The 24,882-nt window shown below is 70.9% G+C and carries 23 protein-coding genes and 1 tRNA gene; 20 read left to right on the top strand and 4 right to left on the bottom strand.

Translation table 11 applies throughout. The features are described from left to right. The first annotated feature begins 167 nt into the window (after positions 1–167). Genes AAFN69_RS03500 through AAFN69_RS03490 form a run of 3 tightly spaced genes read left to right on the top strand, consistent with a single transcriptional unit; the run spans position 168 to position 4,416 of the window. Positions 168–1,985 (top strand): ABC transporter ATP-binding protein, encoded by a 1,818-nt coding sequence (locus tag AAFN69_RS03500; protein WP_347726709.1) that lies wholly within the window; start codon positions 168–170, stop codon positions 1,983–1,985. Then, entirely contained in the window at positions 1,982–3,721 is a 1,740-nt protein-coding gene (locus tag AAFN69_RS03495; RefSeq protein ID WP_347726708.1) for an ABC transporter ATP-binding protein, read from the top strand. Before AAFN69_RS03500 ends, AAFN69_RS03495 begins: the two co-directional genes overlap by 4 nt. Continuing rightward, on the top strand, positions 3,718–4,416 hold the full coding sequence (locus AAFN69_RS03490; protein ID WP_347726707.1) for a TetR/AcrR family transcriptional regulator: 699 nt from the start codon (positions 3,718–3,720) through the stop codon (positions 4,414–4,416). The genes AAFN69_RS03495 and AAFN69_RS03490 overlap by 4 nt, the downstream gene beginning before the upstream one ends. Before the next feature lie 47 nt (positions 4,417–4,463). On the opposite strand, the gene AAFN69_RS03485 is transcribed toward AAFN69_RS03490, so the two are convergent. After that, complete coding sequence (locus tag AAFN69_RS03485) at positions 4,464–5,129, bottom strand: hypothetical protein (RefSeq protein ID WP_347726706.1); 666 nt, start codon at positions 5,127–5,129, stop codon at positions 4,464–4,466. A gap of 338 nt (positions 5,130–5,467) precedes the next feature. Between AAFN69_RS03485 and AAFN69_RS03480 the strand changes: the two genes are divergently transcribed. The 5 genes from AAFN69_RS03480 (at position 5,468) to AAFN69_RS03460 (ending at position 11,528) form a co-directional block, all read left to right on the top strand. Beyond that, positions 5,468–7,816 (top strand): glycosyl hydrolase family 18 protein, encoded by a 2,349-nt coding sequence (locus AAFN69_RS03480; RefSeq protein ID WP_347726705.1) that lies wholly within the window; start codon positions 5,468–5,470, stop codon positions 7,814–7,816. A gap of 165 nt (positions 7,817–7,981) precedes the next feature. Further along, positions 7,982–8,707 (top strand): DUF1524 domain-containing protein, encoded by a 726-nt coding sequence (locus AAFN69_RS03475; protein ID WP_347726704.1) that lies wholly within the window; start codon positions 7,982–7,984, stop codon positions 8,705–8,707. Between the two features lie 130 nt (positions 8,708–8,837). Beyond that, complete coding sequence (locus tag AAFN69_RS03470; RefSeq protein ID WP_347726703.1) at positions 8,838–9,047, top strand: hypothetical protein; 210 nt, start codon at positions 8,838–8,840, stop codon at positions 9,045–9,047. A 189-nt stretch (positions 9,048–9,236) separates the two neighbouring features. Continuing rightward, entirely contained in the window at positions 9,237–9,824 is a 588-nt protein-coding gene (locus AAFN69_RS03465; RefSeq protein WP_347726702.1) for an HhH-GPD-type base excision DNA repair protein, read from the top strand. Between the two features lie 165 nt (positions 9,825–9,989). Further along, complete coding sequence (locus tag AAFN69_RS03460) at positions 9,990–11,528, top strand: M28 family metallopeptidase (protein ID WP_347726792.1); 1,539 nt, start codon at positions 9,990–9,992, stop codon at positions 11,526–11,528. A 105-nt stretch (positions 11,529–11,633) separates the two neighbouring features. On the opposite strand, the gene AAFN69_RS03455 is transcribed toward AAFN69_RS03460, so the two are convergent. After that, the gene (locus tag AAFN69_RS03455) at positions 11,634–13,205 is read right to left on the bottom strand and encodes a helicase HerA-like domain-containing protein (RefSeq protein WP_347726701.1); all 1,572 of its coding nucleotides are present in this window, start codon (positions 13,203–13,205) and stop codon (positions 11,634–11,636) included. A gap of 97 nt (positions 13,206–13,302) precedes the next feature. On the opposite strand from AAFN69_RS03455, the gene AAFN69_RS03450 reads away from it, so the two are divergent. Together AAFN69_RS03450 and AAFN69_RS03445 are read left to right on the top strand one after the other, a co-directional pair. Next, entirely contained in the window at positions 13,303–13,599 is a 297-nt protein-coding gene (locus AAFN69_RS03450; RefSeq protein ID WP_003955420.1) for a type II toxin-antitoxin system VapB family antitoxin, read from the top strand. 116 nt (positions 13,600–13,715) lie between these two features. Continuing rightward, positions 13,716–14,348: a LytR C-terminal domain-containing protein gene (locus AAFN69_RS03445; protein ID WP_347726700.1), complete on the top strand. Its 633-nt coding sequence runs from the start codon at positions 13,716–13,718 to the stop codon at positions 14,346–14,348. An 84-nt stretch (positions 14,349–14,432) separates the two neighbouring features. On the opposite strand, the gene upp is transcribed toward AAFN69_RS03445, so the two are convergent. Beyond that, entirely contained in the window at positions 14,433–15,068 is a 636-nt protein-coding gene (upp, locus tag AAFN69_RS03440; RefSeq protein ID WP_347726699.1) for a uracil phosphoribosyltransferase, read from the bottom strand. Positions 15,069–15,341: 273 nt separating this feature from the next. Between upp and AAFN69_RS03435 the strand changes: the two genes are divergently transcribed. The 10 genes from AAFN69_RS03435 to AAFN69_RS03390 all read left to right on the top strand — a co-directional run bounded on the left by AAFN69_RS03435 (position 15,342) and on the right by AAFN69_RS03390 (position 24,146). Next, a complete protein-coding gene (locus tag AAFN69_RS03435; RefSeq protein WP_347726791.1) occupies positions 15,342–15,644 on the top strand; it encodes a hypothetical protein in 303 nt (100 codons plus the stop codon). A 179-nt stretch (positions 15,645–15,823) separates the two neighbouring features. Beyond that, on the top strand, positions 15,824–16,372 hold the full coding sequence (locus AAFN69_RS03430; RefSeq protein ID WP_347726698.1) for a hypothetical protein: 549 nt from the start codon (positions 15,824–15,826) through the stop codon (positions 16,370–16,372). A 170-nt stretch (positions 16,373–16,542) separates the two neighbouring features. After that, a complete protein-coding gene (tadA, locus tag AAFN69_RS03425) occupies positions 16,543–17,037 on the top strand; it encodes a tRNA adenosine(34) deaminase TadA (RefSeq protein WP_347726697.1) in 495 nt (164 codons plus the stop codon). Positions 17,038–17,127: 90 nt separating this feature from the next. After that, positions 17,128–17,212 (top strand) — tRNA-Ser (locus AAFN69_RS03420). A gap of 422 nt (positions 17,213–17,634) precedes the next feature. Further along, a complete protein-coding gene (locus AAFN69_RS03415) occupies positions 17,635–18,294 on the top strand; it encodes a hypothetical protein (RefSeq protein WP_347726696.1) in 660 nt (219 codons plus the stop codon). Between the two features lie 16 nt (positions 18,295–18,310). Next, positions 18,311–20,557: an N-6 DNA methylase gene (locus AAFN69_RS03410; RefSeq protein WP_347726695.1), complete on the top strand. Its 2,247-nt coding sequence runs from the start codon at positions 18,311–18,313 to the stop codon at positions 20,555–20,557. A 527-nt stretch (positions 20,558–21,084) separates the two neighbouring features. Next, positions 21,085–21,249, top strand: a complete 165-nt coding sequence (locus AAFN69_RS03405; RefSeq protein WP_347726694.1) for a hypothetical protein — start codon at positions 21,085–21,087, stop codon at positions 21,247–21,249. Positions 21,250–21,288: 39 nt separating this feature from the next. Next, positions 21,289–21,582 carry a Dabb family protein gene (locus AAFN69_RS03400; protein WP_347726693.1) on the top strand — a complete coding sequence of 98 codons (294 nt, stop codon included), beginning with the start codon at positions 21,289–21,291 and terminating at the stop codon, positions 21,580–21,582. A 660-nt stretch (positions 21,583–22,242) separates the two neighbouring features. Beyond that, a complete protein-coding gene (locus AAFN69_RS03395) occupies positions 22,243–23,046 on the top strand; it encodes an RNA polymerase sigma factor SigF (RefSeq protein WP_347726790.1) in 804 nt (267 codons plus the stop codon). Between the two features lie 236 nt (positions 23,047–23,282). Then, positions 23,283–24,146, top strand: a complete 864-nt coding sequence (locus AAFN69_RS03390) for an RNA polymerase sigma factor SigF (protein ID WP_347726692.1) — start codon at positions 23,283–23,285, stop codon at positions 24,144–24,146. A gap of 368 nt (positions 24,147–24,514) precedes the next feature. On the opposite strand, the gene AAFN69_RS03385 is transcribed toward AAFN69_RS03390, so the two are convergent. After that, positions 24,515–24,742: a hypothetical protein gene (locus AAFN69_RS03385; RefSeq protein ID WP_347726691.1), complete on the bottom strand. Its 228-nt coding sequence runs from the start codon at positions 24,740–24,742 to the stop codon at positions 24,515–24,517. Between the last annotated feature and the right edge of the window lie 140 nt (positions 24,743–24,882).

Below are 24,882 nucleotides of genomic sequence, written 5' to 3'. Positions count from 1 at the left end.
ACGGCGAAGCGGCGCGGGGGATCCGCTCACCCCGGGCCGCCCCCACCGCCGCGCCCGGCCGAACTCCCCCTCCGCACAGGAGCGTCCGCCCCGTCCGAGCCTTTACCCACCCCTTTACTTAGGCTACCCTAACTCAATCCAGACAGCCTGTCTGCGAAGGAGGCGGCATGGCCCTGACCGAAACCCCGGCGGCACCCCGACAGGAGACCGGCGACCCGCCCGCTCCGGCCGCGGGAGGCACGCCGGCGGACGACGCGGCACGGGCCCGTACCGTCCTGAGGGGACTGCTCGCCCCCGTCCGCGTCCCCATCCGCGTCGGCATGGCGCTCCAGGCCATCGGCGCCGCCGCCGCGGTCGTCCCCTTCATCGCCATCGCCGAACTCGCCCGCACCCTGCTCGCGGCCGGCCCCGCGGACGAGGACGCGGTGCGCCGGGCCGTGATGATCGCCCTGCTCGGGCTGACCGCGCGCGGCCTCTTCGGCGCGGCGGCCCTGGCCGTCACCCACTTCGCCGATGCCGGACTCCAGGCGTCACTGCGGCGCCGGATCGTGGCCCGGCTGGGCAGGGCCCCGCTGGGCTGGTTCGACACCAACTCCTCCGCCTCGGTGCGCAAGGCGGCCCAGAACGACGTCCACGATCTGCACCACCTGGTGGCGCACAGCGCGGTCGAGACGGTCGGCGCGGCCACCGTCCCGGTCGCCGGCTTCGGCTATCTGCTCTGGCTGGACTGGCGGCTCGCCCTGCTGGCCGTCGCCACGATCCCGCTCTACGCGGGCGCGTACGGCTGGATGATGCGGGACTTCGGCCCGCAGATGGCCGCGATGGACGCCGGTGTCGCGGCGGTCAACCGCAGCATCGTGGAGTTCGTCCAGGGCATCGCGGTGGTCAAGACCTTCGGCCGCACCGGCCGGGCCCACGCGAGCTACCGCGAGGCGGCGACCGGCTTCGGCCGGAGCTACGGCGACTGGGTGCGGCCGATGCTCAAGCTGGAGGCGCTGGCATCGATGGCGATCTCGCCGCCGGTGGTGCTGCTGGTCAATCTCGGCGGCGGCGTCTGGTTCGTCTCGCGCGGCTGGGTGGCGCCGGTCGATGTGCTGACCGCCTCGCTGGTGGCGATGGTCCTCCCCGCCTTCCTCGTCACCCTCGGCTTCGGCGCGCAGGCCCGGCGGGAGGCCACGGCCGCGGCGCTGCGGATCGACGCCGTGCTCGGCGTCCCCGTACTGCCCGAAGCCGCGCACCCGCGCGTGCCCGAGGGCCATGAGGTCGCTCTGGAGACCGTCTCCTTCAGCTATGACGGCGAACGGCCGATCCTGGACGGGGTGAGCCTGCGGCTGGCCCCCGGCACCCTGACCGCGCTGGTCGGCCCGTCCGGCGCCGGGAAATCCACCCTCGCCTCCCTCGTCACCCGCTTCCACGACGTCACCGGCGGCCGGGTCACCGTGGGCGGGGTGGACGTACGCGAACTGAGCACCGCCGAGCTCTACCGGAAGGTCGGCTTCGTACTCCAGGACGTCCAGCTGATCCGCGGCACGCTCCGCGACAACATCCGGCTCGGCAGGCCCGAGGCCGGTGACGACGAGGTCCGGGCGGCGGCCGCGGCGGCCCGGATCCATGAGCGGATCCTGGCGCTGCCGGACGGCTACGACACGGTGGTAGGCGAGGGGCTCGCCCTCTCCGGCGGCGAGGCGCAGCGGATCTCCATCGCCCGCGCGCTCCTGGCGGACACTCCCGTACTCGTCCTCGACGAGGCCACCGCCTTCGCCGACCCCGGCTCGGAGGCCGAGATCCAGGACGCCATCGCGCCGCTGATCGCGGGCCGGACCGTACTGGTGATCGCCCACCGGCTCTCCACCGTCGTGAGCGCCGACAACATCGCCGTACTCGATCAGGGGCGGCTGGTGGAGAGCGGGACGCACGGGGAACTGCTGGCCGCCGGCGGCCGTTACGCCCGGCTGTGGGCGACCCATGAAAGGACCGGCGCATGATCCGCGACCTCGCGGCCGCCCTCGGCCCGGACCACCGCCGGGACCTCGGCCGCTATCTGGGCACCCTCACCCTCAACGGTGTCGCGCAGGGCGCGGCGGTCGCCTTCCTCGTACCCGTGGCGGGCCGGCTGCTGGCGGGCGACACGGACGGCGCCGCCGGGTGGCTCCCCTGGATGGCGGGGGCGGTGGCGCTCTCGCTCGTCACCCACTACGCCCAGGCCATGCTGGGCTTCCGGCTCGCCCTGGTCATCCTCACCACGCTCCACCACCGGCTGGGCGACCACGCGGTGACGCTGCCGCTGGGCTGGTTCGACAGCACCGCGGTGGGACGGCTGAGCCGGATCGGCACCAAGTCGGTGCTGTCGATCGCGGGCAGCTGCGCCCATCTGCTCCAGCCGCTGGTCACCGGCGTACTCGCCCCGGCCACCGTGGTCGTGGTGATGTTCTGGCACGAGTGGCGGCTCGGGATCGCCGTACTGGTCTGCTCGCCGCTGATCCTGCTGGCCGCGCGGCTGTCGATACGGCTGCTCGGGCGGGCCGACGAGGAGAACGACCGGGCCGGGGTGGAGGCCGCCAACCGGGTCCTGGAATTCGCCCGCAATCAGGCCGTGCTGCGCGCCTTCGGCCGCACCACCGGCAACTACCGGCCGCTGGAGGAGGCCCTGGAGGAGCAGCGGACCGCCGCCCGCCGGCAGGTGCTGCTCTCGATGCCCGGCATGCTGCTGAGCGGTTTCGCCGTACAGCTCTGCTTCTCCGCGCTGATCGGGGTGGGCGCCCTGCTCGCGCTGCGGGACAGCGTCGACCCGGCCGAACTCGTGGCGCTGCTCGCCCTGGTGGCCCGCTTCACCGGGCCGCTGACCGAGGTGGGCGAACTCGCCGGGGTGCTGCGGATGGCCCGCAACGATCTGCGCCGGGTACGCGCGGTGCTGGACGAGCGGTCACTGCCCGCCCCCGAGCGCTCCTCCCCGGTGACCGCTCCCGGCGAGATCGGGCTGACGGGGGTGCGGTTCGGATACGGGGACGGCCCGGCCGTGCTCGACGGAGTCGGCTTCACCGTGCCGCCGCGCACCATGACCGCCCTGGTCGGGGCCTCCGGATCCGGCAAGACCACGCTGACCCGGCTGATCGCCCGCTTCGCGGATGTCCGCGAGGGCACCGTGCGGGTCGGCGGGGTGGATGTCCGGGAGCAGCGCACCGAGGATCTGATGGCGCAGCTGGCCCTGGTCTTCCAGGATGTGTATCTCTTCGACGACACGCTGATCGGCAACATCCGGATCGGCCGTCCGGACGCCGGCGACGACGAGGTGCGCCGCGCGGCGGCGCTCGCCGGGGTGGACGAGATCGTCGCCCGGCTCCCGGACGGCTGGGAGGCCCGGGTCGGCGAGGGCGGCAGCGCGCTCTCGGGCGGGGAGCGCCAGCGGGTGTCGGTCGCCCGCGCCCTGCTCAAGAACGCGCCCGTGGTGCTGCTCGACGAGGCCACCGCCGCGCTCGACCCGGAGAACGAGGCGGCGGTGCAGCGCTCCATGGAGGAGCTGCGCAGAAACAGCACCCTGCTGGTCATCGCCCATAGGCTGAGCACCGTGACAACAGCGGACCAGATCGTGGTGCTCCACGAAGGACGGGTGGCGGAGCGCGGCACCCATGGCGAACTCCTCGCCCTCGACGGGCATTACGCACGGTTCTGGCACGAGCGGAGCCGGGCGGCCGGGTGGCGGATCACCGCGGCCGGCTCATGACCGACGGCACGGGCCGGGCCCCCCGCGGGGTCCGGCCGGGCCGGCGGCCCGGCCCGTCGCGGTCGCTCACCACCCGGGCCGTCGCCGAGGCCGCGCTCGCCGAGGGGCTGGGCACGTTCAGCATGCCCGGCGTCGCGGCCAGGCTCGGCGTCAGCCACTCCACGCTCTACCGCTATGTGCGGGACCGCGACGATCTGCTCCGCACCGCGATCGGGGTGGCCGTGGACGGGGTCGCGTGGCCGTCCGACGAGCTGCCCTGGCGGGAACTGCTGGGGAGCCTCGCCGACCGGCTCTGGGAGCTCTGCGACGCCCATCCGGGCCTCGCCCAGGCCATCCTCACCACCCCGGGCACCCCGCCGGCCATCATCGAGCGCCTGGTCCGCTACGGCCGCTCGCTGGTGGCGGCCGGGCTCGGCGACCGTGACGCGGTGGTGTCGGTGGACTTCGTCGCCGAACTGACCCTCACCTCCTGGATCGCCATGCGCCATCTCGACGGGGAGACGGCGGCCGGGGAGGGCCGGACCGTACGGGAGGAATACCGCAGCAGCTGGTCGGTCGACACCCCGTTCCTGGAGGTGTTCACCGCCGACGACACCTGGCACGGGCGCGGCTGGTTCACCGACAAGCTCGCCATCTTTCTCGACGGGCTGGCCCACCGGATCGACGCGCGGCCCGGCGGCGGATCACAGGGCTGAGGGGCCGAGGAGCCGAGGGAGCCGAGGCTCGGGCGGCCGGGCGGCTCTCAGAAGTGGGCCAGCCCGTCCAGCAGCGACCCGTCCTGTCCCCGCCCCCGCTTCCGGCGCACATGCCCGCGCCGGCCGGCCAGAAGCGCCATACCGGTCCAGACGATGACACCGTTCCGCAGCCAGTCGAGCCGCCCCTGCGCGTCGACGTCCTCCGCTTCGTCCATCGGTACGGTTCCCTCCGGATCACGGATCACCTCGATCCGGTCCCCCACCCGGTAGCCGGGCGTGCTCCCCCGGTACACCAGGCGCTCCGTCAGCTCCCCGTCCGCGCCGCGCAGCGTGAAGCGGTGGGTCGAACTCGACGTACCGGCCGCGCTGTCGGCGACGATCACCACACTCTCGCGGACGCCGCGGAGTTCCAGCGCGGCGGCGGGCGCGTAACCGACGGCGCCCAGGAGCACCAGCCCGGCCGGACCGATGGAGAGAAGGCTGATCCACCAGGCGCGGTGGAGGAGGCGCAGGGCCACCATGAAGACCACGCAGAGCGGGACCCCGACCGCGATCGGGACCGCGATCGTGCCCACCGCGAGGTAGGAGACGCCCGCGACGACCGCGGCGGCGGCCCAGCCGAGCAGCACCACCAGCAGGGTGCGCCGCGCGGACTGCCAGGGGTTCACCTCCGGGCCGGCCGGTCCACCGGTTCCGCCATCGGTTCCGCTCATCAAAGCCCCCGTATCGCACGTCACTTGTGTCACACCTGCCACGGAGCATGGACGGCGGCGGCACCCCCACCGGTTCCGCAGCCGCCACCGGTTCCGCAGCCGCCACCCCTCCGCCCGCCCCCGCCGGTCTCCCGGCCGCTTCCCCCGCGGACGGAAGGGCGGCGGAATGCCGACAGTGACGGCATTCCGACCCGCCGCCCGGTCTGGACGGATTGGTCCAGACCAAGTAGAGCTAAGAGGTGCAGGTCAACCCCCCTGCCGAGCCGCACCCCCACACCCCCCACCCCACGTCCAGGAATCGAGCACGGCCACCCGCCCCTACCCCCTCAGGGAGCGCCATGTTCAACCGACGACGCGTCACCGGACCGCGACCGCGGCCGGAGAGAACCAGCGGCCCCTTCCGGCGGCTCCGGTTCCGGAACCGGACCGGAAACCGCCTGATCGCGGTTCTCGCCGTCCTCCTGCTGCCGCTGGCCGGTCTCACCGGCCTCGCCTCCCCCGCACAGGCGGCCGGCACCCTCACCGCCACCTTCACCAGCGAGAACTACGGCTCCTGGTGGAAGAACACCTATGTCATCCGCAACAGCGGCACCGCGCCCGTCAACGGCTGGACGCTGGAGTTCGACCTGCCCGCCGGAGTAACGGCCAATGGGCATTACCACGGTGACGCGACGGTCAGCGGCAACCGGCTGACGGTCAAGAACGCCTACTACAACGCCACCGTGCCGGCGAACGGCACCACCGGCGCCTACAGCTACTGGTTCCTGACCAATGGCGCGCTCACCTCACCGGCGCGCTGCACCGTCAACGGCGACAAGTGCGACGGCACCCCGGACAATCCGCCGGGCCCGCCCGGCACCCCGCGCGCCACCACGGTCACCGCGCGCACGGTCGCCCTGGAGTGGGGCGCGGCGGCACCGGGCGACTACGCGGTCGCCTCGTACGACGTGCTCAGCGGCACCACCATCGTGGCGAACTCCACCACCACCAGCGCCACGGTCACCGGACTGACCCCGGCGACCGCGTACACCTTCACCGTCCGGGCGAAGGACCTCCGGGGCAACACGGGCCCGGCGAGCCCGGCGCTCCCCGCGCGGACGGTGGATCCGGCGACCGATCCCGTGCCGCCGAGCGCACCGGGGAATCTGCGCTCCACCGCGAAGACCGCCTCCACGGTGAGCCTGGCCTGGAACGCCGCGACCGACAATGTCGCGGTGGCCGCCTATGACGTCTACCGGGGCACCACCCTGGTGAAGACCGTCCCGGGCCTGGCCACGACCGTGTCGGGCCTCTCCCCGGCGACCGCGTACACCTTCACCGTCAAGGCGCGGGACACCGCCGACAACGCGTCGGCCGCGTCGAACGCGCTCCCCGTGACCACGGACGATGTGGCGGGACCCGGGAATTACTACAAGGTCGGCTATTTCATCCAATGGGGGCTCTACGGCCGCCAGTATTTCGTGAAGAATCTCGACACCTCGGGTTCCGCGGCGAAACTGGATGTCGTCAACTACGCCTTCGAGAACATCGATCCGGTCAATCTGACCTGTCAGGCCGGGGTGACCAAGGGAATCTCCGGTAATCCACAGGACCCGGACGAGGGCACGGGTGCCGGTGACGCCGACGCGGATTACGCCCGGCCCATCTCGGCCGCGCAGTCGGTGGACGGTGTCGCGGACGACGGCTGGGGCAAACTCCGCGGCAACTTCAACCAGATCAAGAAACTGAAGGCGAAGTATCCGCACCTCAAATTCGTGGTCTCGCTCGGCGGCTGGACCTTCTCCAAGTTCTTCTCGGACGCGGCGGCCACACCGGCCTCCCGGGAGAAGTTCGTACGCTCCTGCATCGACATCTACATCAAGGGAAATCTGCCCGTGTACAACGGCGCGGGCGGCCCGGGCACCGGTGCCGGGGTGTTCGACGGCATCGACATCGACTGGGAGTGGCCGGGCGCCGAGGGCCACCCCGGTAACCACTGGAAGGCCGCGGACAAGGACAATCTGACCGCTCTGCTGGCCGAGTTCCGGCAGCAGCTCGACGCGCTCGGCGGTGAGCACCGGCTGCTGACCGCCTTCACCCCGGCCGACCCGGCGAAGATCACGGCGGGCTGGGACATCTCGAAGATCTTCGACTATCTCGACTACGCCAATGTCCAGGGGTACGACTTCCACGGCGCGGGCAGCGACAACTCCTGGGAACCCGGGCGCACCGGCCACCAGGCCAATCTCCGCCGGGACGCACAGGACCCGTACCCCTTCGACTTCAGCATCGAGAACGCGGTGAAGACCTATCTCGACGCGGGGGTCAGTCCGCGCAAACTCACGGTCGGATTCCCGTTCTACGGCCGGGGCTGGAAGGACGTGGCGAGCGGCGGCGTCAATGGCGAGTGGCAGACGGCGAACGGATCGGCACCCGGGCAGTTCGCCGAGGAGGCCGGCCTGCGCGGCTATCAGAATCTGATCACTAGTCTGCCGAACATGACGATCCACCACGACGAGCAATCCGGCTCGACCTATGGCTACACGGGTCCGGGCGGGCAGTGGTGGAGCTTCGACGACACCTGGTCGATCGGGAAGAAGACGGAATGGATCCGGTCGAAGGGACTGCTCGGCGCGATGGTCTGGGAGATGTCCGGTGACACCCCGGGCGGCACCCTGATGAACGCGCTCCACACCGGGCTGCCGTAGACGATCTCCGCGCCATCCCGATACCGGAGGACCGCCCCGCCACCCTCGGGGCGGTCCTCCTCCCGTCGGGGATCCGTCCACCCCGGGTGCGCGGATGCGCTCATATGGATGAAGGAGGGGCCATAGGCGGCGATATCCTCCCCGGTCACCGCTATCAACCTGAGCATGACCTCACCCATGACCTCGCGTACGCCCATCGGGGGCACGGCGGCGGCGCTCGCCCTCGTCCTCGCCGGCGGCCCCGCCGCGGCACCCGCCGGTACCGCGACCCCCGCGCCCCTGGTGGCGAAGGGGCAGATCGCCCAGTTGGAGGACGCCATCTCGGTGATCCTCACCGCCGACGAGGACCGGGCCGGCTACCAGAGCACGTCCTTCCCGCACTGGAACAAGGGGCGGGACACCACGGACGCGTGTTCCACCCGTGCGGAGGTGCTGATCGCCGAGGCGGTCGAGGAGCCGGACGTCTCCGCGGCCTGCAAGCTCACCGGCGGCAAGTGGTTCTCCTACTACGACGAGCAGACGGTCACCAAGCAGAGCAGCATCGAGGTGGACCATGTGGTCCCGCTCGCCGAGGCATGGGGATCGGGCGCCTCCGCCTGGACGGCGGAGCGGCGCGAGGCGTACGCCAATGACCAGGCGGCGACCGCCACCCTCACCGCGGTGACCGCCCGGACCAAGCGGGAGAAGGGCGAGCAGGACATCACCGGCTGGCTGCCGCCGTCCACCAGCGCGCTCTGCCGGTACATCGGCGACTGGGTGGCGACCAAGCTGCGCTGGGGCCTGTCCACGGACAAGGAGGAGCTGGAGGCGCTGAAGCTCTTCGCGGACAACAGCTGCGAGACCACGATGGTGCGCTGGACCCCGGCGCCCGGCACCCTCCCGCCCGTCTGACCCTCCCGTGCCCCTCATTGGCCCGTACGGGTGAATCCGCCGTGATCGGAACGCGGAACCGTGTCCTCACCGCCGGTCCGGTGGATACACCGGTCGACGCATTCCGACCGAACAGATGGACGAAATGGACATGAAGGCCAAATTAGCTCTTACCGCACTTGGCGCGGCGGTTCTCAGTTCGGTGCTCCCGGCGGCCACGGCATCCGCCGACTCCCTGCTGACGCTGAACAACTCGCCCGAGGTCTCGGTGATCTCGATCGGCGACCCCGAGTTCGACGATCCGGCGGAGGACGTCCTGGAGCACGCCACCATCCTGGGCACCACCGAAATGCACGGCTAGGCGCCCCCGCGGCGAGCCCGTCCCGGTGACATGGGCCCCCTCCGCCACCCGGCGGAGGGGGCCCAGCCCATCCCCGTGCCGGCCCATACCCCCGGGCCCCACCCCGCCCCGGGCCCACGCAGGACCCATGAGGGCCCATGAGGGCTCCGCTCACTGGCGGCCCTCCCGCCCCCGGGTGATCATCGGATCATGAGCCCGACGATCCATCTCGCCCAGCAGCCCGAAGCCGATGAGCTCCTCGGCCGCTCCCCGCTCGCCGCGCTCGTCGGCATGCTGCTCGACCAGCAGGTCCCCATGGAGTGGGCCTTCTCCGGCCCGTACACCATCGCCCGCCGCATGGGCCGGGACGACCTCGACGCGGGCGAGATCGCCTCGTACGACCCCGACGCCTTCGCCGAGCTCCTCAAGGAGAAACCGGCCGTCCACCGGTACCCCGGGAACATGGCCAAGCGGGTCCAGGTGCTCTGCCGGTACCTCGTGGACGAGTACGGCGGCGACGCGAGCGCGGTCTGGAGCGACGCCGGCAGCGGCGCGGAACTCCTGACGCGGCTGAAAGCGCTCCCCGGGTTCGGCGAACAGAAGGCCGGGATCTTTCTGGCGCTGCTGGGCAAGCAGTACGGCGTCCAGCCCAAGGGCTGGCGAGAAGCCGCCGGGGCATACGGAGAAAAGGGCTCATTCCGCTCAGCGGCGGATATCACCGGCCCTGAGTCCCTTGCCAAAGTGCGCGCGCACAAGCAGGAAATGAAACGTGCCGCAAAAGCAGGCAAAAATGGCTGATCTACGACGGATTGAAGAGGAACCTCCGGCTCCCTCGCAACAAAAACGTGAAATGCGAGGTGAGTTGGGGCACAAGCGTTCCCATGATGGTGGTGACCTCGCTAACTTCCCTTCATCTTGTCCACACCGGGAAGGAACTCTGTGAAGGCATCCCGTCGCAGAGCTGTGGCCTCACTGGCCGCCGCCGCACTCGCCACCCCGCTCCTGCTGGCCTCCGCCTCCCCCTCCGCCGCGACGCGCCACGACCCCGGGGCGCAGGCCGCCAAGGACGCGGCGAAGCTGGCGAAGAAGCTGGTCTCCAGGTCATCCGCCAAGGACGCGTTCAAGCACTTGGAGGAATTCCAGGAGATAGCCGATGAGGAGGGCGGCAACCGCGCCGCCGGAACACCCGGTTACGACGCTTCCGCCGAGTACGTCTACAAGCAGCTGAAGAAGTACGGCTACAAGCCCCAGTACCAGGCGTTCACCTTCCTCTACACCGAGAACCAGGCCGAGAAGCTGTCGGTCGTCAGCCCGGCGCCGCGCGACATCGCGATCAGCGCGCTGACGTACACCTCGTCCAGCCCGGTCGGCGGCATCAGGGCCGACCTGGCCGCCGTGCCGGTGGACGCCACCACCGGCTGCGAGGCCGGCGACTACGCCTCCGGCACCTTCACCGGGAAGATAGCCCTGATCAAGCGCGGTGGCTGCACCTTCGCGCAGAAGCAGCAGGTGGCCTCCGAGGCCGGCGCGGTCAGCGCGATCATCTACAACAACGTCGCGGGTCCGCTCGGCGGCACCCTCGGCGGTGCCGACGCGGCCCGGATCCCGACCGGCGGCATCACCCTGGCGGAGGGCGAGAGCCTGACCGCCGCGCTCGCCCAGGGCCCGGTCAAGGTCTCCTTCGAGGTGCGCCAGCTCCGGGAGAACCGCGTCACCCACAATGTGATCGCGGAGACCAAGAAGGGCAACGCGGCCAACACCGTGGTCCTCGGCTCGCACCTGGACTCGGTCCAGGCGGGCCCCGGCATCAATGACAACGCCTCCGGCTCCGCCGGTCTGCTCGAGGTCGCCCGCGAGCTCAACAAGGCGGAGAGCCGCCCGGCCAACAAGGTGCGGTTCGCCTGGTGGGGCGCCGAGGAGAACGGCCTGCTCGGCTCGGAGGCGTATGTCGCCGGCCTCAGCGAGCTCGGCAAGCAGGAGATCAAGCTCTACCTGAACTTCGACATGATCGCCTCGCCGAACTACGGACTCTTCGTCTACGACGGCGACAACTCCGACGGTGTCGGCGCGGGCCCGGGCCCCGAGGGCTCGGCGCAGCTGGAGCGCGACATCAATGAGTTCCTCGACAAGCGGGGCACCCCGCACGAGGGCACGGACTTCTCCGGCCGCTCGGACTACGGCCCGTTCATCGAGGTCGGCATCCCCTCCGGCGGCACCTTCACCGGCGCCGAGGGCGTCAAGTCGGCCGAGCAGGCCGCGAAGTTCGGCGGTACGGCGGGCGTCGCGTACGACCCGAACTACCACGCCGCGGGCGATGACATCAACAACATCAGCCTCAAGGCGTTCGGTGTGAACATCGGCATCATCGCCAACGCCGCGGGCACCTACGCCCACGACATCAGCTCCCTGACCAAGCCGGTGGTCTTCGTTCCGACCACGCCGGGCACCGGCAGCGGCGGCGGACTGCACGAGGGTCACGACCACGAGGAAGCGACCGAGTAGGTCCCTCCACCTCGGAGGCGGGGCGTCCGGGCCCATCACGGGTCCGGGCGCCCCGCCGTCGTGTGCGCGCCGGCAGCCCCCGTACGGATACGGGCCGCCGTACCGCTACCGCCGGCGGCGCGCGGTGCCGAAGAGGGAGCGGGTGATCTCCCGCCCGATCCGGGTCCCCACCGACCGGGCCAGGGAACGGAACACCGTGCTCCCCACCACCTGTTCCACCAGCGAGTCCGGCGCCCGCCGCTCCGGCTCCGCCCCCGGGGGCGCACTCTCCCCGGCGGTCTTCCCGGCGGCCGTCCCGGGCGCCGCCTCACGGGCCGCCTCACGGGCCGTCAGCCGCTCGTACGCGGACTCCCGGTCCACCGCCGGCGCGTACCGCCCGTACAGCGGCGAGGACTTCACCGCCGCGTCCAGCACCGCCGCGTCCACCGGCCCCATCAGGGACTCCGGCGCCCGCAGCCGGGTCGCGGCCACCGGGGTCGGGGCGCCCGTCTCGCTCAGTACGGTGACGACCGCCTCGCCCGTGCCCAGCCCGGTCAGCACCTCCTCCAGGTCGTACGCCGAGTCGGGGAAGGTCCGCACCGTCGCCTTCAGCGCCTTGGCGTCGTCCGGGGTGAAGGCCCGCAGCGCGTGCTGCACCCGGTTGCCGAGCTGTGCCAGCACATCGGGCGGCACGTCCTTCGGGGTCTGGGTGACCAGGAAGATGCCGACCCCCTTGGAGCGGATCAGCCGCACGGTGCGGGTGATGGCCTCCAGGAACGCCTTGCTCGCCCCCGTGAACAGCAGATGGGCCTCGTCCAGGAAGAAGACCAGCTTCGGCTGCTCCAGGTCCCCCACCTCCGGCAGATCGTGGAAGAGATCCGCCAGCAGCCACATCAGAAACGTCGAGAAGAGCTGCGGCCTGTCCTGCACGGCGGCCAGTTCCAGGACCGAGACCAGCCCCCGCCCGTCCGGCGCATTCCGCAGCAGATCGCCCGTGTCGAACTCCGGCTCCCCGAAGAAGCTCCCCGCGCCCTGCTGCTCGAAGGCGGTGACCGACCGCAGGATCACCCCGGCCGTGGCGGACGACAGCCCGCCGAGCGTCCTGAGCTCGGCCTTCCCCTCGTCCGACACCAGAAAGGCGACCACCGCCCGCAGATCCTTCAGATCCACCAGTTCGAGCCCCTTGGCATCGGCGTAGTGGAAGATCAACCCGAGCGACTGCTCCTGCGTCCGGTTGAGCTGGAGCACCTTGGAGAGCAGCACCGGACCGAAGTCGGTCACCGTCGCCCGGACGGGGACACCCGGACCGATCCCGCCGAGACCGTAGAACTCGCAGGGGAAGCCCTTCCCCGCCCACTCCTGCCCGACCTGGCCGGCCCGCTCCCGCACCTTCCCGTCCGGAGCGCCCGGCGCCGAGATGCCGGAGACATCCCCCTTGATGTCGGCGAGGAAGACCGGCACCCCGTGGGCCGAGAGCTGTTCGGCGATCAGCTGGAGGGTCTTGGTCTTGCCGGTGCCGGTGGCGCCGGCGACCAGACCGTGCCGGTTGAGCATCGCCAGCGGGATCCGGATCGGCGCGTCGGCCAGACACCGGCCGTCCCACAGCAGCGCGCCGAGATCGAGCGCCGGTCCGGTGAAGGCGTAGCCGGAGGCGATTTCCCGCGCGGGCGCACTGCCGGACGCCGTGCTCTCGGCCATGAGGAACCCCTGTTTATCCGTTCTGCGGAATTTTGCCCAGGATCGCACTCGGCCGCCATGGCTGCGCCCGGAGGCGCTTGCCCGGTAGGCTTTCCGTGTGATCTTCAAGCGCATCGGAAACGGACGGCCTTACCCCGACCATGGCCGGGAAAGCACCCGCCAGTGGGCGGATGTCGCGCCGCGCCCGGTCCGCCTCGATCAGCTGGTGACCACCAAGGGGCAGCTCGACCTCGAAACGCTCCTCGCCGAGGACTCCACCTTCTACGGCGACCTCTTCGCGCATGTCGTGAAGTGGCAGGGCGATCTCTATCTGGAGGACGGCCTGCACCGGGCGGTGCGCGCGGCACTCCAGCAGCGCCAGGTGCTGCACGCCCGCGTTCTCGAACTGGGCTGAGCACCACCTCGCGGCGCCCCCCGGACTGACCCTTTCGGGCACATTCGGGGACCGTACGGCCGCAAACGGTTGATCATCTTGTAGGCATGACCACCGGGTCGCACTACGCTGCGGCCATGAGCATGCTGACTCCCCCCGGCATGGGCGGAAAGTACCGCGTCACGGGGGACAAGTACCCGCGGATGCGACGCCCTCGCAAACGCCGAAGGATCGTATCGGCGGCCATCGCCGCCGTGGTCGCGCTAGGACTGGCCGGCTGGGGAACCCTGCAGCTCATCGACGTCTTCACCGGCGACGGCGAGGCTTCGGCGGCAGCGGCCCGCAAGGCGGCCGAGTGCCGGAAACCCGACCCGAAGCGCCCGGCCGCCGCGCCGGTGGCGCTCCGGCCCGCCCAGATCACCGTGAACGTCTACAACGCCACCCCGCGCAAGGGGCTGGCCAAGGCCGCGGCGGACGAGCTGAAGAAGCGCGGCTTCGCGATCGGCGAGGTCGGCAACGCGACGGAGGCGTACGACAAGAAGGTGCCGAACGCGGGCATCCTGCTGGGCTCGTCCGGCGCGATGGCCGGACCGCTGCGGGTGCTGGGCACCCAGCTGAACGGTGCGACGGCCAGGGCGGACGCCCGCAGGACCGCCGATGTCGACCTGATCCTGGGCACCGCCTTCAAGACCCTGTCCCCCAAGCCGGCGGCCGACCGGGCCCTCGCGCTCCTCGCGAAGCCCGCCCCCGCGCCGTCGGACACGTGCTGACCGGCGCCCCGCCGCACAACAGACCAGGGGCGCCGGAGAAGACTCTCCGGCGCCCCTGGCGTCATCCTCCGGCGATCGGGCCGGTCACTCGGCCGTGCCGTACATCCGGTCTCCCGCGTCCCCGAGGCCGGGCACGATGTATCCCTGCTCATTGAGCCGCTCGTCCACCGCCGCCGTGACCACGGTCACCGGCGCGCCGGCCAGCTCGCGCTCCATCACCGCGACGCCCTCGGGCGCCGCCAGCAGCACCACGGCGGTCACATCGTCCGCGCCGCGGGTGATCAGCTCACGGATCGCCGCGACCAGGGTCCCGCCGGTCGCCAGCATCGGGTCCAGTACATAGACCTGACGTCCGGAGAGGTCCTCCGGCATCCGGGTCGCGTAGGTGGACGCCTCCAGCGTCTCCTCGTTCCGGATCATCCCGAGGAAGCCGACCTCGGCGGTGGGCAGCAGCCGCACCATGCCGTCGAGCATCCCGAGCCCGGCCCGGAGAATCGGCACCACCAGCGGGCGCGGGTGCGAGAGCTTCACTCCCGTGGTCGCCGTCACCGGGGTGTGGATGTCGGCCGCTTCGGTGCGCACATCCCTGGTCGCCTCGTACGCGAGCAGGGTGACCAGCTCGTCGGCGAGGCGCCGGAAGGTCGGGGAGTCGGTGCGCCGGTCGCGCAGCGTAGTGAGCTTGTGCGCCACCAGGGGGTGGTCGACAACGTGGATCCGCATGTCCTCAACAGTAGCCCGCTCGCATCAAGGGTGGCCCCGGAGGGAAGGTGGAGGCATACGTCGAGTCGTGGGGCGGTGGTGTGAGCGATGCCGGAATCCAGGCATCCGGAACAGCCGGCACAGGCCGAGCAGGCAACGGGAAGAGCCGCGGGGGAGGAGGCGAGCGGAGCGGGAGCCATGGGGAGCACCGGGGATCAGCGCCCGGGGGAAGCCCGGCGGGAACCGCCGGAGACCCTCCCGGAAAAACCCCCCGAAAGCCGTGGAAGGGCCGGAATCAGACCCCTTCCGGGACCGGGGCGGGCCCGGCGGGACCAGGACCGGAGCGGATACGGGAGCGGTGACGGATACGCCGGCGGGCACCCCGGCGGGCCGGCCGGAGAGCCCGGACCGGATGGCGCGCGGGATCCGTCCGCCGGTGACGGCGACGCCGAGAGCGACGCCGAGCGGCGCCGGCGGCGGGCTCTGTTCCTCCGTGAGCTGAACGAGGCGAAGGCCCTCCGCGACCGTGTGCAGCCCCGGCGGGCACGGGCGGCGAGGATGCGCCAACAGATGCGGATGCGGACCTTCCGCTGGTAGTCGTCACCGTCCGTCGACAGGGCGGCGCGCCCGGGACGGAGGCATCGGTTCAGAACTGATGGCCGACGCAACGACGGAAGACCTCTCGCAAAGCGCAGGTTTCTGCCACGATTCCGAGTGGGCGGGGCAGCGTTCGCGCACCGCCAGTCGTCACACCTCTGATCAGTGGGAGAGTCACGGTGTACTTCGCCGCACTGCTCGCGCGCACTCAAGACGGGTGGGAAGCGAGCGACACAGAGCTCGACGATGTGGAGACCCTGTCGGATCTGACCGACCTGGCACGCGATGCCTCGGTGGACGAGGACACGGTGCTCGTCTTCATCGAACAGGAGGACGCCTGGTTCGGCATCGTCCGGGTGGAGGGCGAGGAGGATCCCCGGGTCTTCGTCTCGGACGCCCTGCCGGCCGCGCGCTCCTCATACGGGGAAATCCTCACCAATGAACTGCTCGGCCGGGACGATGACGACCCGGCCGACGACCTCGACACCCTCGATCTCGACGGCACGGAGGACGGAGAGCCAGACGATCCCGACGACCTCAACAGCTCCGCCGACGGCGCGGACTCCCCAGCGGCCGGTGACACCGCGCCGGCCGGCCCCATCGGGGACCAGGACATCCTCGCGGATCTCGGCCTGTCGCGGCGGGAACTGCTGGCCCTCGAATCGGACGCCCTGCCGGAGATCGCGGACGCGCTGGGCGCGTCGGAGATCCTGGAGACCGTGCGCTAGCGCCGCCGCCCCACCGATCTGCGGCACCCGGCCCGGCCAGGGCCGGGTGGATCACCCCGTACGGAGATCGGCGCCGGGCCCGTACACGCCCCCCGTACGGCGCCCGGCGGCCCCGTGCGCGATCCTTGTACCCGACCCCCGCACCCGAATCCGATACCGGTACCGACTCCATGACCAACCCCGACCCCGTGCCCGCCCCCGCGCCGGATCCCGTGCGCGGCCCGTGGGAGGCGCCGATGCGCCTCGCCCTGGCGGAAGCCGGTGAAGCGGCGCTCTCCGGTGACGTACCGGTCGGCGCCGTCGTTCTGGACCCCGGCGGCACCCCCATCGCCTTCGGCCACAACGAACGCGAACTGACGGGCGACCCCACCGGCCACGCGGAGGTCCTGGCGATCCGCCGCGCCGCCGAACGGCTGGGCGGCTGGCGGCTCTCCGGGTGCACCCTGGTGGTGACGCTGGAACCCTGCACGATGTGCGCCGGCGCGATCACCCAGTCCCGGGTGGACCGGGTGGTCTACGGGGCCCGCGACGAGAAGGCGGGCGCGGCCGGTTCGCTCTGGGACGTCGTACGCGACCGGCGCCTCAACCACCGCCCCGAGGTCATCGCGGGCGTGCTGGAACGCGCGTGCGCGACCCTGCTGACGGAGTTCTTCCGCGACCGCTGAGGCTCCCCGCCGGGGCTCCGCGCCCCCGCCGCGCCCCGCTCGGCGATACCGATTTCGGAGCACGGCCCACCTTGGGCTAAGCTCTCTCCCGGTAGCGTGTCCGAGCGGCCGAAGGAGCTCGCCTCGAAAGCGAGTGTGGGGAAACTCACCGAGGGTTCAAATCCCTCCGCTACCGCTTCTAACACCCCCTGAACTGCGGAAACGCCTTCAGGGGGTGTTTTTGCATGCCCGCACCGGGGGCGCGCAAGGCGCCCACACCACTCCCGCGCGCCCAACTCCCCCACTCCCGGAGAGCGGGCGGGTCAGGGCGCCGCGAAGAGCGCGCTCGCCCCGCACCGACACCATTAACAGTTTCACGCGCATGGCACTGCGCTTGCGCATGCCGGGACGCCTTCGCTACGGTCGTTCCGTCACGGAGGGAAGCCGGCAAAAGGCGAAACCCCCGGCAGCCGCGCGCTGCCGGGGGTTCGAAAAAGCCGTGCCCCGGGTGGCATGCAGAGCAGAGGCGGACCCGGGGCTTTCCTCGCCACCGTACCACCGCCGCCGATTCCTGTAACCGGCCCGCTTGGGCGGAGCCATGTCCGGAGGGGGACGTCCATGATCGAGAAACTGCCGGTGTGGCTGGTCCGTGCTTTTTCCCGCCCGCGTCTGAGCAGGTATGTCGTGGCCGCGCAGGGCGATCCGCAGACCGCTGTCCGCCTGTACTGGTGGAACATCACGGCATGTGCCGCACTGTACGGTCCGCTGCATTGCCTTGAACTCGCTCTGCGCAACGCCCTGCACGACCGGCTGAGCGAGGCGTACAACCGCGCCGACTGGTGGGAGACGGCTCCTCTGGACCACCACGCCCGGCGGCTGGTGGCCGAGGCCCGGCGAAAGTGCGAGCGCAGAGGGACCGTCCCCACGTCGGACGCCGTCATCGCGGAGCTGTCCTTCGGCTTCTGGGTCTCTCTGCTGAGCCGGGGATACGACCGGAGTCTGTGGGTGCCCACTCTGCACAGGGCGTTTCCGCTGCTGGACGAGCCGCGCAGGCAACTTCACGACGGCCTCTCGTCGCTGGTGCTGATGCGGAACCGGATCATGCACCACGAGCCCGTGCACCACCGTGATCTCGCGGCCGACCATGCCAAGATCTACCGCATGCTCGGATACCTCAGCCCCGAGCTGGCGGTGGAGGCCAAGGCCAGGGACCGTTTCCCCGAGGTCCTGGCCGACCGTGCCGCCTCGCTCGCCGGCACCCGGCCCACCCGTTTCTGATCCGGAGGAGCATTCCGTGACCGATCTCGGCCGGTACCTCGTCACCCGCGGCGACATCGCGCGCCTCACGGGCGTCCAGCGTCCCGCCGTGACCAACTGGGAACGACGGCACCACGATTTCCCCGAGCCGACGCAGTCCTCCGACCGCCCGGGCATCGATGTCTTCCGGGCCGACCGAATCGCCGCCTGGCTGGACCGGCGCAGGATTCCCGCGAACGGACGGCGGGACGGGGAACCCTCCGGTGCGACGTTCGGCGACCGCTTCCGCAGAGGACTGGGCGACGACCGGTTCAACGCGCCGGAGTTCGTGGGGCGGCTCCTGGACCGGCAGGATCGATTCCGCGGGGAGCTCGTCTCCGACGAGTACCTGAAGCTGCTGCTCGCGCTGGTCTACACCCGGGGGACAGCTCCCGATGCCCGCGAGCCGGAGGCGTACCGCAAGGCGCTGACCCTGTTCGACTTCGCCCCCCGGATCGCCGGCCACCGGGAAACCCCGGCCCTCGCGGACTTCGTCTCTCAGTGGATTCCCGCGCGACGGGAGGAGTGCGCGGCGGTCTTCGATCTGCTGGTGGACCACTACCGCAGCACACAGGGGCGCAGGGACGGAGGCGAGTTCTTCACACCCAGGTCCGTCGCACAGACAATGGCCCGGCTGCTGGCCGCCACAGGTCCTCCGCCGAAGCAGGTGCACGATCCCTTCTGCCGGGCCGGGGAGGTGCTGACGGCTCTGCTGGCGGCGCTGCCCGCTCGGGGAGCGCCGCTGGTCACGGGCTCGACACCCAGCGGGGACGCCCTGACTCTCGCCGGGATGAACCTCACCCTCCACGGCGCGCGACAGACGGTCCTCCGGCATGGCATGGAGATTGAGGACCCGCACGCCGGCCCCGGCGATCCGCAGGGAGTCGACTGGGTCGCGACCAATCCGCCTTTCGGGTTCAAGCTGTCCGACGCGGCCCGCGAGGCGCGGGGACGGCGGCCCTGGCCCTACGGTCCCCCCGGCTCACGAGGCGACCTCGCCTGGCTTCAGCATGTGGTGGAACTGCTTGCCCCGGGCGGACGGGCGGCGGTGGTGATGCCGAACGGTGCCGGTTCCGCAGGTGGCCGCGCGCAGGAGATCCGGGCCCGGATGATCCGGGACGGTGTCGTGGAATGTGTCATCGAGCTCCCCTCTCACCTCTTCACCGACACGGCGATCCCCGTCAGCATCTGGATGCTGTCCCGCCCTCTTCCGAGCGTCCAGGGCCGGGATGTCCTCTTCATCGACGGCTCGGCGCTCGGCGGCATGACCGGCCCGACCTCGCGTGAATTCACCGACGCGGACATCGCCGCTCTGGTCGCCACGTACACCGCTTGGCGAAGCGGTGGGAGTGGGGACGCGGCCGCCATCAACGCCCCGCCGGTACCCTCCCGCGCGCTCGGCCTCGACGAGATCGGGGAATGGGAGTACCGGCTCACCCCCCACGCCCTGGTGGGTCCGGACACCCCGTTCGTGGATCCGGGATCCACCGAACGGAATCTTGCCCTCCGGCTGGAGCGGCTCGCGGAGGCGGAGGAACAGCTGTGGGAGCTGAGCACCGACGCGGCGAGCCTCTGCAAGGTCGAGCCGTGGACAGCGGTTCCGATCGCCGACCGGGGCCCCTCGGACTCGACGCCCCTCGAGTGGCGGGAGGTGCCCCTCGGTGAGCTGGCCGAGATCACCACGGGTCCGGGTGGCAAATGGCGCGAGGCGGCGGGCGAGCCCTCGGCGGGCATTCCCGTGGTCCGCGCGAGAAATGTGAGCGGGCACCGAATCCTGCACGAGGGCACCGGAACGATCTCCCTGGAGGAGGCGAGGGCGTATGCACGCTACCGGCTCCGGGCCGGGGACCTGGTGATGACGCGCAGCGGCACGGTGGGCCGGTGCGCGCTGATCACGGCGGCGGAGGACGGCTGGCTCTTCGGCACCCATCTCGTACGGATCCGGCCCCACCACCCCGAGTGGTCGGACTATCTTCTCGGCTTCCTGACCCGCTCCGGAACACAGAACTGGATCGACCGGCGCGCCCTGGGGACCGCCGTGCGCCATGTCTCCGCAAGGGATCTGGCCAGGCTGCCGGTTCTCATCCCCCCGGATGCCGAGCGGGAGCGGATCGGCCGGCTGCTGCATCAGCTGGACGAGCGCCGGAGGATCCACGCCTCGGTCATCACGACACTCGACGGATACCGGGCCGAGCTGGCGGATCTGCTCATGTCGGGCGATGTGCGCGCGGACGGCAAGGATTGAGAGAGACCTCCGAAGCTGCCGGTCCCGGGCTCCACCGCTTTCGCACGGTCTTCGCAACGCTCGTGCGGGAGCACGCGAACCCCCTCTTGAGCTGCGAAAACGCAGTACCAGAGGGCACTGTGCGCACGGGCGCACCAGGCGCCGGCGCGGGAGGAGAGCATGGGAAAGAGCCCCGGCCGATGAGGGTGACCGGGGCTCTTCCGTATCGGGGCGGTGGGAGCGGCTACGGGGGAAGGCCGCCCCCACCTGTCCGGGAGACCGGTCCGGCGGGCCCGGTGCCGCTGTCGGGGGAGCAAGCGGCGGGGCCATGTGTCGGGCCGGTCCCGTGCCCGCCGGATTCCTGCCAGATCCGTGTGCGGGCTCGCCTCCATCGTGCTCCCCGGACGGTGCGGGCACGGGCGGCAAACGGCCCAGATCTCCGGGCCCTTGGTCCTTAAAGGCTCGGTTAGACTTCCGCGACTCTCCACGATCACGCAGGGATCAGAGAGCGAAGGGGCCACAGGGGATCGCCGGGGAGGATGAGACCGATGGCGCAAGCGAAGAAGATCTTTCTCTACATCATCGTGGTCTTCGTGCTGTACACGATCATCACGTCCCCGTCGAAGGCGGCCGATCTGGTGGAGATAGGCTTCGAGGGCATATCCAGCGCGGCCAAGGGAGTCGGCGAGTTCATGACCGAACTCGTCAACTAGCTCCCCGGCCCGGCCAGCCACCCGGCGAGGAGCTTCCCCGTGATCCGTCATCTGGTTCTCTTCAAGCTCAATGACGGCGTGCGGCCCGACGAGCCGCGCGTGGTCGCCGGGGCCAGGGCATTCGCCGAGCTGGACGGGGTGGTGCCCGAGCTGACGCACTGGGAGTGCGCCTGGAACATCACCGACCGGCCCATCGCCTACGACTTCGCGATCAACTCCGCCGTCGCGGACCTGGACGCGCTGAAGCGGTACATCGAGCACCCGGCCCACCAGGCCGCCGCCGCACAGTGGCGAGAGTTCGCCACGTGGGTGATCGCCGACTACGAGGTCTGACCCGGCCCCTCTTTCTCTCCCTTTTCCTCCCCGCCCCCTTCCTTCAGGGCGGGGTTTTCCGCGCGGCGGGGGCGGTCGCTCTCCGCACGGCGGCCATCCCGGGCATCCGGCGGCCCTGAGCCATCGGGGGAAGCCGTGTCCCGGCCGCGCGCTCCCCTCCCGTACGCCCACCCGGCGGTGTGCCGTGCCCGTACGCCGGTCATTCCCGCGCGCTCGCTTCCGCATGCCCGCGGCGGGCCCGCCCGCACCCGGCGCGGGGCGGGCACGGCGCTCCTCCCGCTCCCCCATGGGGCTGTTTGAGGTTTAAAAGCCAACTTGCCTTCAACACGGCGATATCCGGTGCTTGCACACAGTGGACATGTCTTGTGATGCTATGACCGCTTTTGATGGATGAGTTGACCGTAGTTGACCGCAAAGGGGTGGCGTAACGTGCCGGCCAGTACCGCACCTCAGGCGCCGCCCCGGAAAGAGCGCCCGGACACTCCGTCCGACGGCGGCGCGCACGACACCCCGGGGCCGGGCGGCCCGGACCCCGCCGAAGGCGGGGCGGACCCTGCGGGCGCAGCGGCCCCGATGACCCCGGCGGCCCCGGCGGGCGGGGCGGAAGCGGCCGATGCCGACATCGTCACCCTGATCACCGAGGACTCCGGCACGGTGACCATGACCCTGACCGGCACCATCCCGGGCCGGGCGCCGAGCACCCGGGGCGCCGACACCCGGGCACTGACCCAGGTGCTCTTCGGCGAGTTGAAGGAGCTGACACCGGGCACCCCCGAGCACACCCGGGTCCGCGGGGCGCTGATCGAGGCGAATCTGCCGCTGGTGCGGTACGCCGCCGCCCGCTTCCGCAGCCGCAATGAACCCATGGAGGATGTGGTCCAGGTCGGCACCATCGGGCTGATCAACGCCATCGACCGGTTCGACCCGGACCGGGGCGTGCAGTTCCCGACCTTCGCTATGCCCACCGTCGTCGGCGAGATCAAACGGTATTTTCGCGACAATGTTCGCACTGTCCATGTTCCGCGCCGGCTCCATGAGCTCTGGGTCCAGGTGAACGGCGCGACCGAGGACCTGACCACCCTCCACGGCCGCATCCCCACCACCGCCGAAATCGCCGAGCGGCTGAAGATCGGCGAGGACGAGGTGCTCGCCTGTATCGAGGCCGGGCGTTCCTACCACGCGACCTCCCTGGAGGCCGCCCAGGAGGGCGATGGCCTGCCCGGACTCCTCGACCGGCTCGGGTACGAGGACCCCGCGCTGGCCGGTGTGGAGCACCGGGATCTGGTCCGCCATCTCCTGGTCCAGCTACCCGAGCGGGAGCAGCGGATCCTGATGCTCCGCTACTACAGCAATCTGACGCAGTCGCAGATCAGCCAGGAACTGGGGGTCTCTCAGATGCACGTGTCAAGGCTTCTGGCCAGAAGTTTCGCGCGTTTGCGATCCGCAAACAGGATCGAGGCGTAGCCGGAACGGGTATACCCCGGTTGGGCGATTTTCCCTCTCAACAACCCTTGTACACCCCTTGCTTCCTGCGGCGATCCCCTCAACTCATGTCGATAAATCCATTCGACGTGTTGCCGACATGTGACATTCTGCGGGAGACGCGTTTGCCGCAGCCTCGTGGCCGGTATTTCAGGTTCAGGCTGCGTTCCTCCGTTGGTCGCGGCCACCGCGACCGTCCGCGACCTCAAGGGGGTGGCATGTCCGCAGAACAGGGCAGCTCGAAGGTGCTCACGCTCACAAAGAGCGTGCCCGCACCTGTCACGCCTGACAGCTCGGAGGCCATCGACACTCGTACGCTGTCCCGTTCGCTGTTCCTGCGCCTGCGCGCACTGGACGCGGAGGGACCCGACGGGAAAGTCGACAGCCCGGAGCGCACCTATGTGCGCGACACGCTCATCGAGCTGAATCTGCCTCTCGTCCGGTACGCGGCGGCCCGCTTCCGCAGCCGTAATGAGCCGATGGAGGACATCGTCCAGGTCGGCACCATCGGCCTGATCAAGGCGATCGACCGCTTCGACTGCGAACGCGGCGTGGAATTCCCCACGTTCGCGATGCCGACCGTGGTCGGCGAGATCAAGCGCTTCTTCCGCGACACCTCGTGGTCGGTGCGGGTGCCGCGCCGCCTCCAGGAGCTGCGGCTGGCGCTCACCAAGGCCAGCGACGACCTGGCACAGCGCCTCGACCGCTCCCCGACCGTGCCCGAACTCGCGGCCGTGCTCGGGGTGTCGGAGGAGGAGGTCGTCGACGGCCTCGCGGTCGGCAACGCCTACACCGCCTCCTCCCTGGACTCCCCCTCCCCGGAGGACGACGGCGGCGAGGGCTCGCTGGCCGACCGACTCGGCTACGAGGACTCAGCGCTGGAGGGCGTGGAGTACCGGGAGTCCCTGAAGCCGCTGCTGGCCAAACTCCCGCCCCGCGAGCGGCAGATCATCATGCTGCGGTTCTTCGCGAACATGACCCAGTCGCAGATCGGCGAGGAGGTCGGCATCTCCCAGATGCATGTCTCACGGCTGCTGACCCGCACCCTGGCACAGCTGCGGGACGGTCTGATCGCCGACTGACGCCGGCTCCGCGCTGACAGAACGTCAACCGCCCTGCCGCGACGGCATGGCGGCGGTGCCGGGGAGCGGTCTCCGGCCCGGGAGCGCGGGGGCCGCACGGCCACCGGCCGGCGGTACGGGGACGGCCCGGGGAAGCCGGGGGCGTACGGCGGATCCTGAACGGGCCCGCGACACCCGCCGCTCCGGGGCATGGCCTCTCCCGGCCCGCCTCTTCACCGCGCCCGGCCGGTGCGCGTGTCCGCCCGGCGGATACCACCGGGGACACGCGCCGGGACACGGGACTTCACGGCCACCCGGACTTCACGGTGACCGGGACTTCATGGTGACCGGCATTGCACGGTGACGCGGACGCGATCACCGCGGCCGGTTCACGCGAGGGCGAGCCAGGCCACCGCGGCGAGTACGACGATCGCCGCGACGACGCCGACGATCACACCGGTCCTGGGACCGGACGACTGCGCGGCGGCGGCCTGCCGCCGCCCGCCGCCCTGCGGCGCGCCCTCGTCGACGAAGGCGCGGAACATCTGCGTGCTTCCGGCGGGGTCGTGGTTGCCCTGCGGATTCTGGCCCTGAGGAGCATGGGGGTTGTGTGCCATGGGGCACGACCCTAGCGAACCCGGGTGTGGGGCCCAACCCCGGGCGGGCCCCGGCGCGCTCCCGCACCCCGGCACGGACCGGCCCTCCCGCCGTTTTATTTGCCTTCAGCAACCAACCAACTCTATGGTTGCTCTAAGCA

The sequence above is a fragment of the Streptomyces sp. CAU 1734 genome (assembly GCF_039888735.1).
Lineage (GTDB): Bacteria > Actinomycetota > Actinomycetes > Streptomycetales > Streptomycetaceae > Streptomyces.
This window is presented reverse-complemented; position numbering and strand designations above follow the sequence as displayed.

Bases quoted from the DNA above. Each gene is read 5' to 3' on its own strand.
- AAFN69_RS03470 (WP_347726703.1), top strand. From the start codon at position 8,838: ATGAAGGCCAAATTAGCTCTTACCGCACTTGGCGCGGCGGTTCTCAGT.
- AAFN69_RS03465 (WP_347726702.1), top strand. From the start codon at position 9,237: ATGAGCCCGACGATCCATCTCGCCCAGCAGCCCGAAGCCGATGAGCTC.
- AAFN69_RS03495 (WP_347726708.1), top strand. From the start codon at position 1,982: ATGATCCGCGACCTCGCGGCCGCCCTCGGCCCGGACCACCGCCGGGAC.
- AAFN69_RS03415 (WP_347726696.1), top strand. From the start codon at position 17,635: ATGATCGAGAAACTGCCGGTGTGGCTGGTCCGTGCTTTTTCCCGCCCG.
- AAFN69_RS03455 (WP_347726701.1), bottom strand. From the start codon at position 13,205: ATGGCCGAGAGCACGGCGTCCGGCAGTGCGCCCGCGCGGGAAATCGCC.
- AAFN69_RS03485 (WP_347726706.1), bottom strand. From the start codon at position 5,129: ATGAGCGGAACCGATGGCGGAACCGGTGGACCGGCCGGCCCGGAGGTG.
- AAFN69_RS03405 (WP_347726694.1), top strand. From the start codon at position 21,085: ATGGCGCAAGCGAAGAAGATCTTTCTCTACATCATCGTGGTCTTCGTG.
- AAFN69_RS03395 (WP_347726790.1), top strand. From the start codon at position 22,243: ATGACCCTGACCGGCACCATCCCGGGCCGGGCGCCGAGCACCCGGGGC.
- AAFN69_RS03500 (WP_347726709.1), top strand. From the start codon at position 168: ATGGCCCTGACCGAAACCCCGGCGGCACCCCGACAGGAGACCGGCGAC.
- AAFN69_RS03390 (WP_347726692.1), top strand. From the start codon at position 23,283: ATGTCCGCAGAACAGGGCAGCTCGAAGGTGCTCACGCTCACAAAGAGC.
- AAFN69_RS03385 (WP_347726691.1), bottom strand. From the start codon at position 24,742: ATGGCACACAACCCCCATGCTCCTCAGGGCCAGAATCCGCAGGGCAAC.
- AAFN69_RS03480 (WP_347726705.1), top strand. From the start codon at position 5,468: ATGTTCAACCGACGACGCGTCACCGGACCGCGACCGCGGCCGGAGAGA.
- AAFN69_RS03445 (WP_347726700.1), top strand. From the start codon at position 13,716: ATGAGCATGCTGACTCCCCCCGGCATGGGCGGAAAGTACCGCGTCACG.
- upp (WP_347726699.1), bottom strand. From the start codon at position 15,068: ATGCGGATCCACGTTGTCGACCACCCCCTGGTGGCGCACAAGCTCACT.
- AAFN69_RS03490 (WP_347726707.1), top strand. From the start codon at position 3,718: ATGACCGACGGCACGGGCCGGGCCCCCCGCGGGGTCCGGCCGGGCCGG.
- AAFN69_RS03475 (WP_347726704.1), top strand. From the start codon at position 7,982: ATGACCTCACCCATGACCTCGCGTACGCCCATCGGGGGCACGGCGGCG.
- tadA (WP_347726697.1), top strand. From the start codon at position 16,543: ATGACCAACCCCGACCCCGTGCCCGCCCCCGCGCCGGATCCCGTGCGC.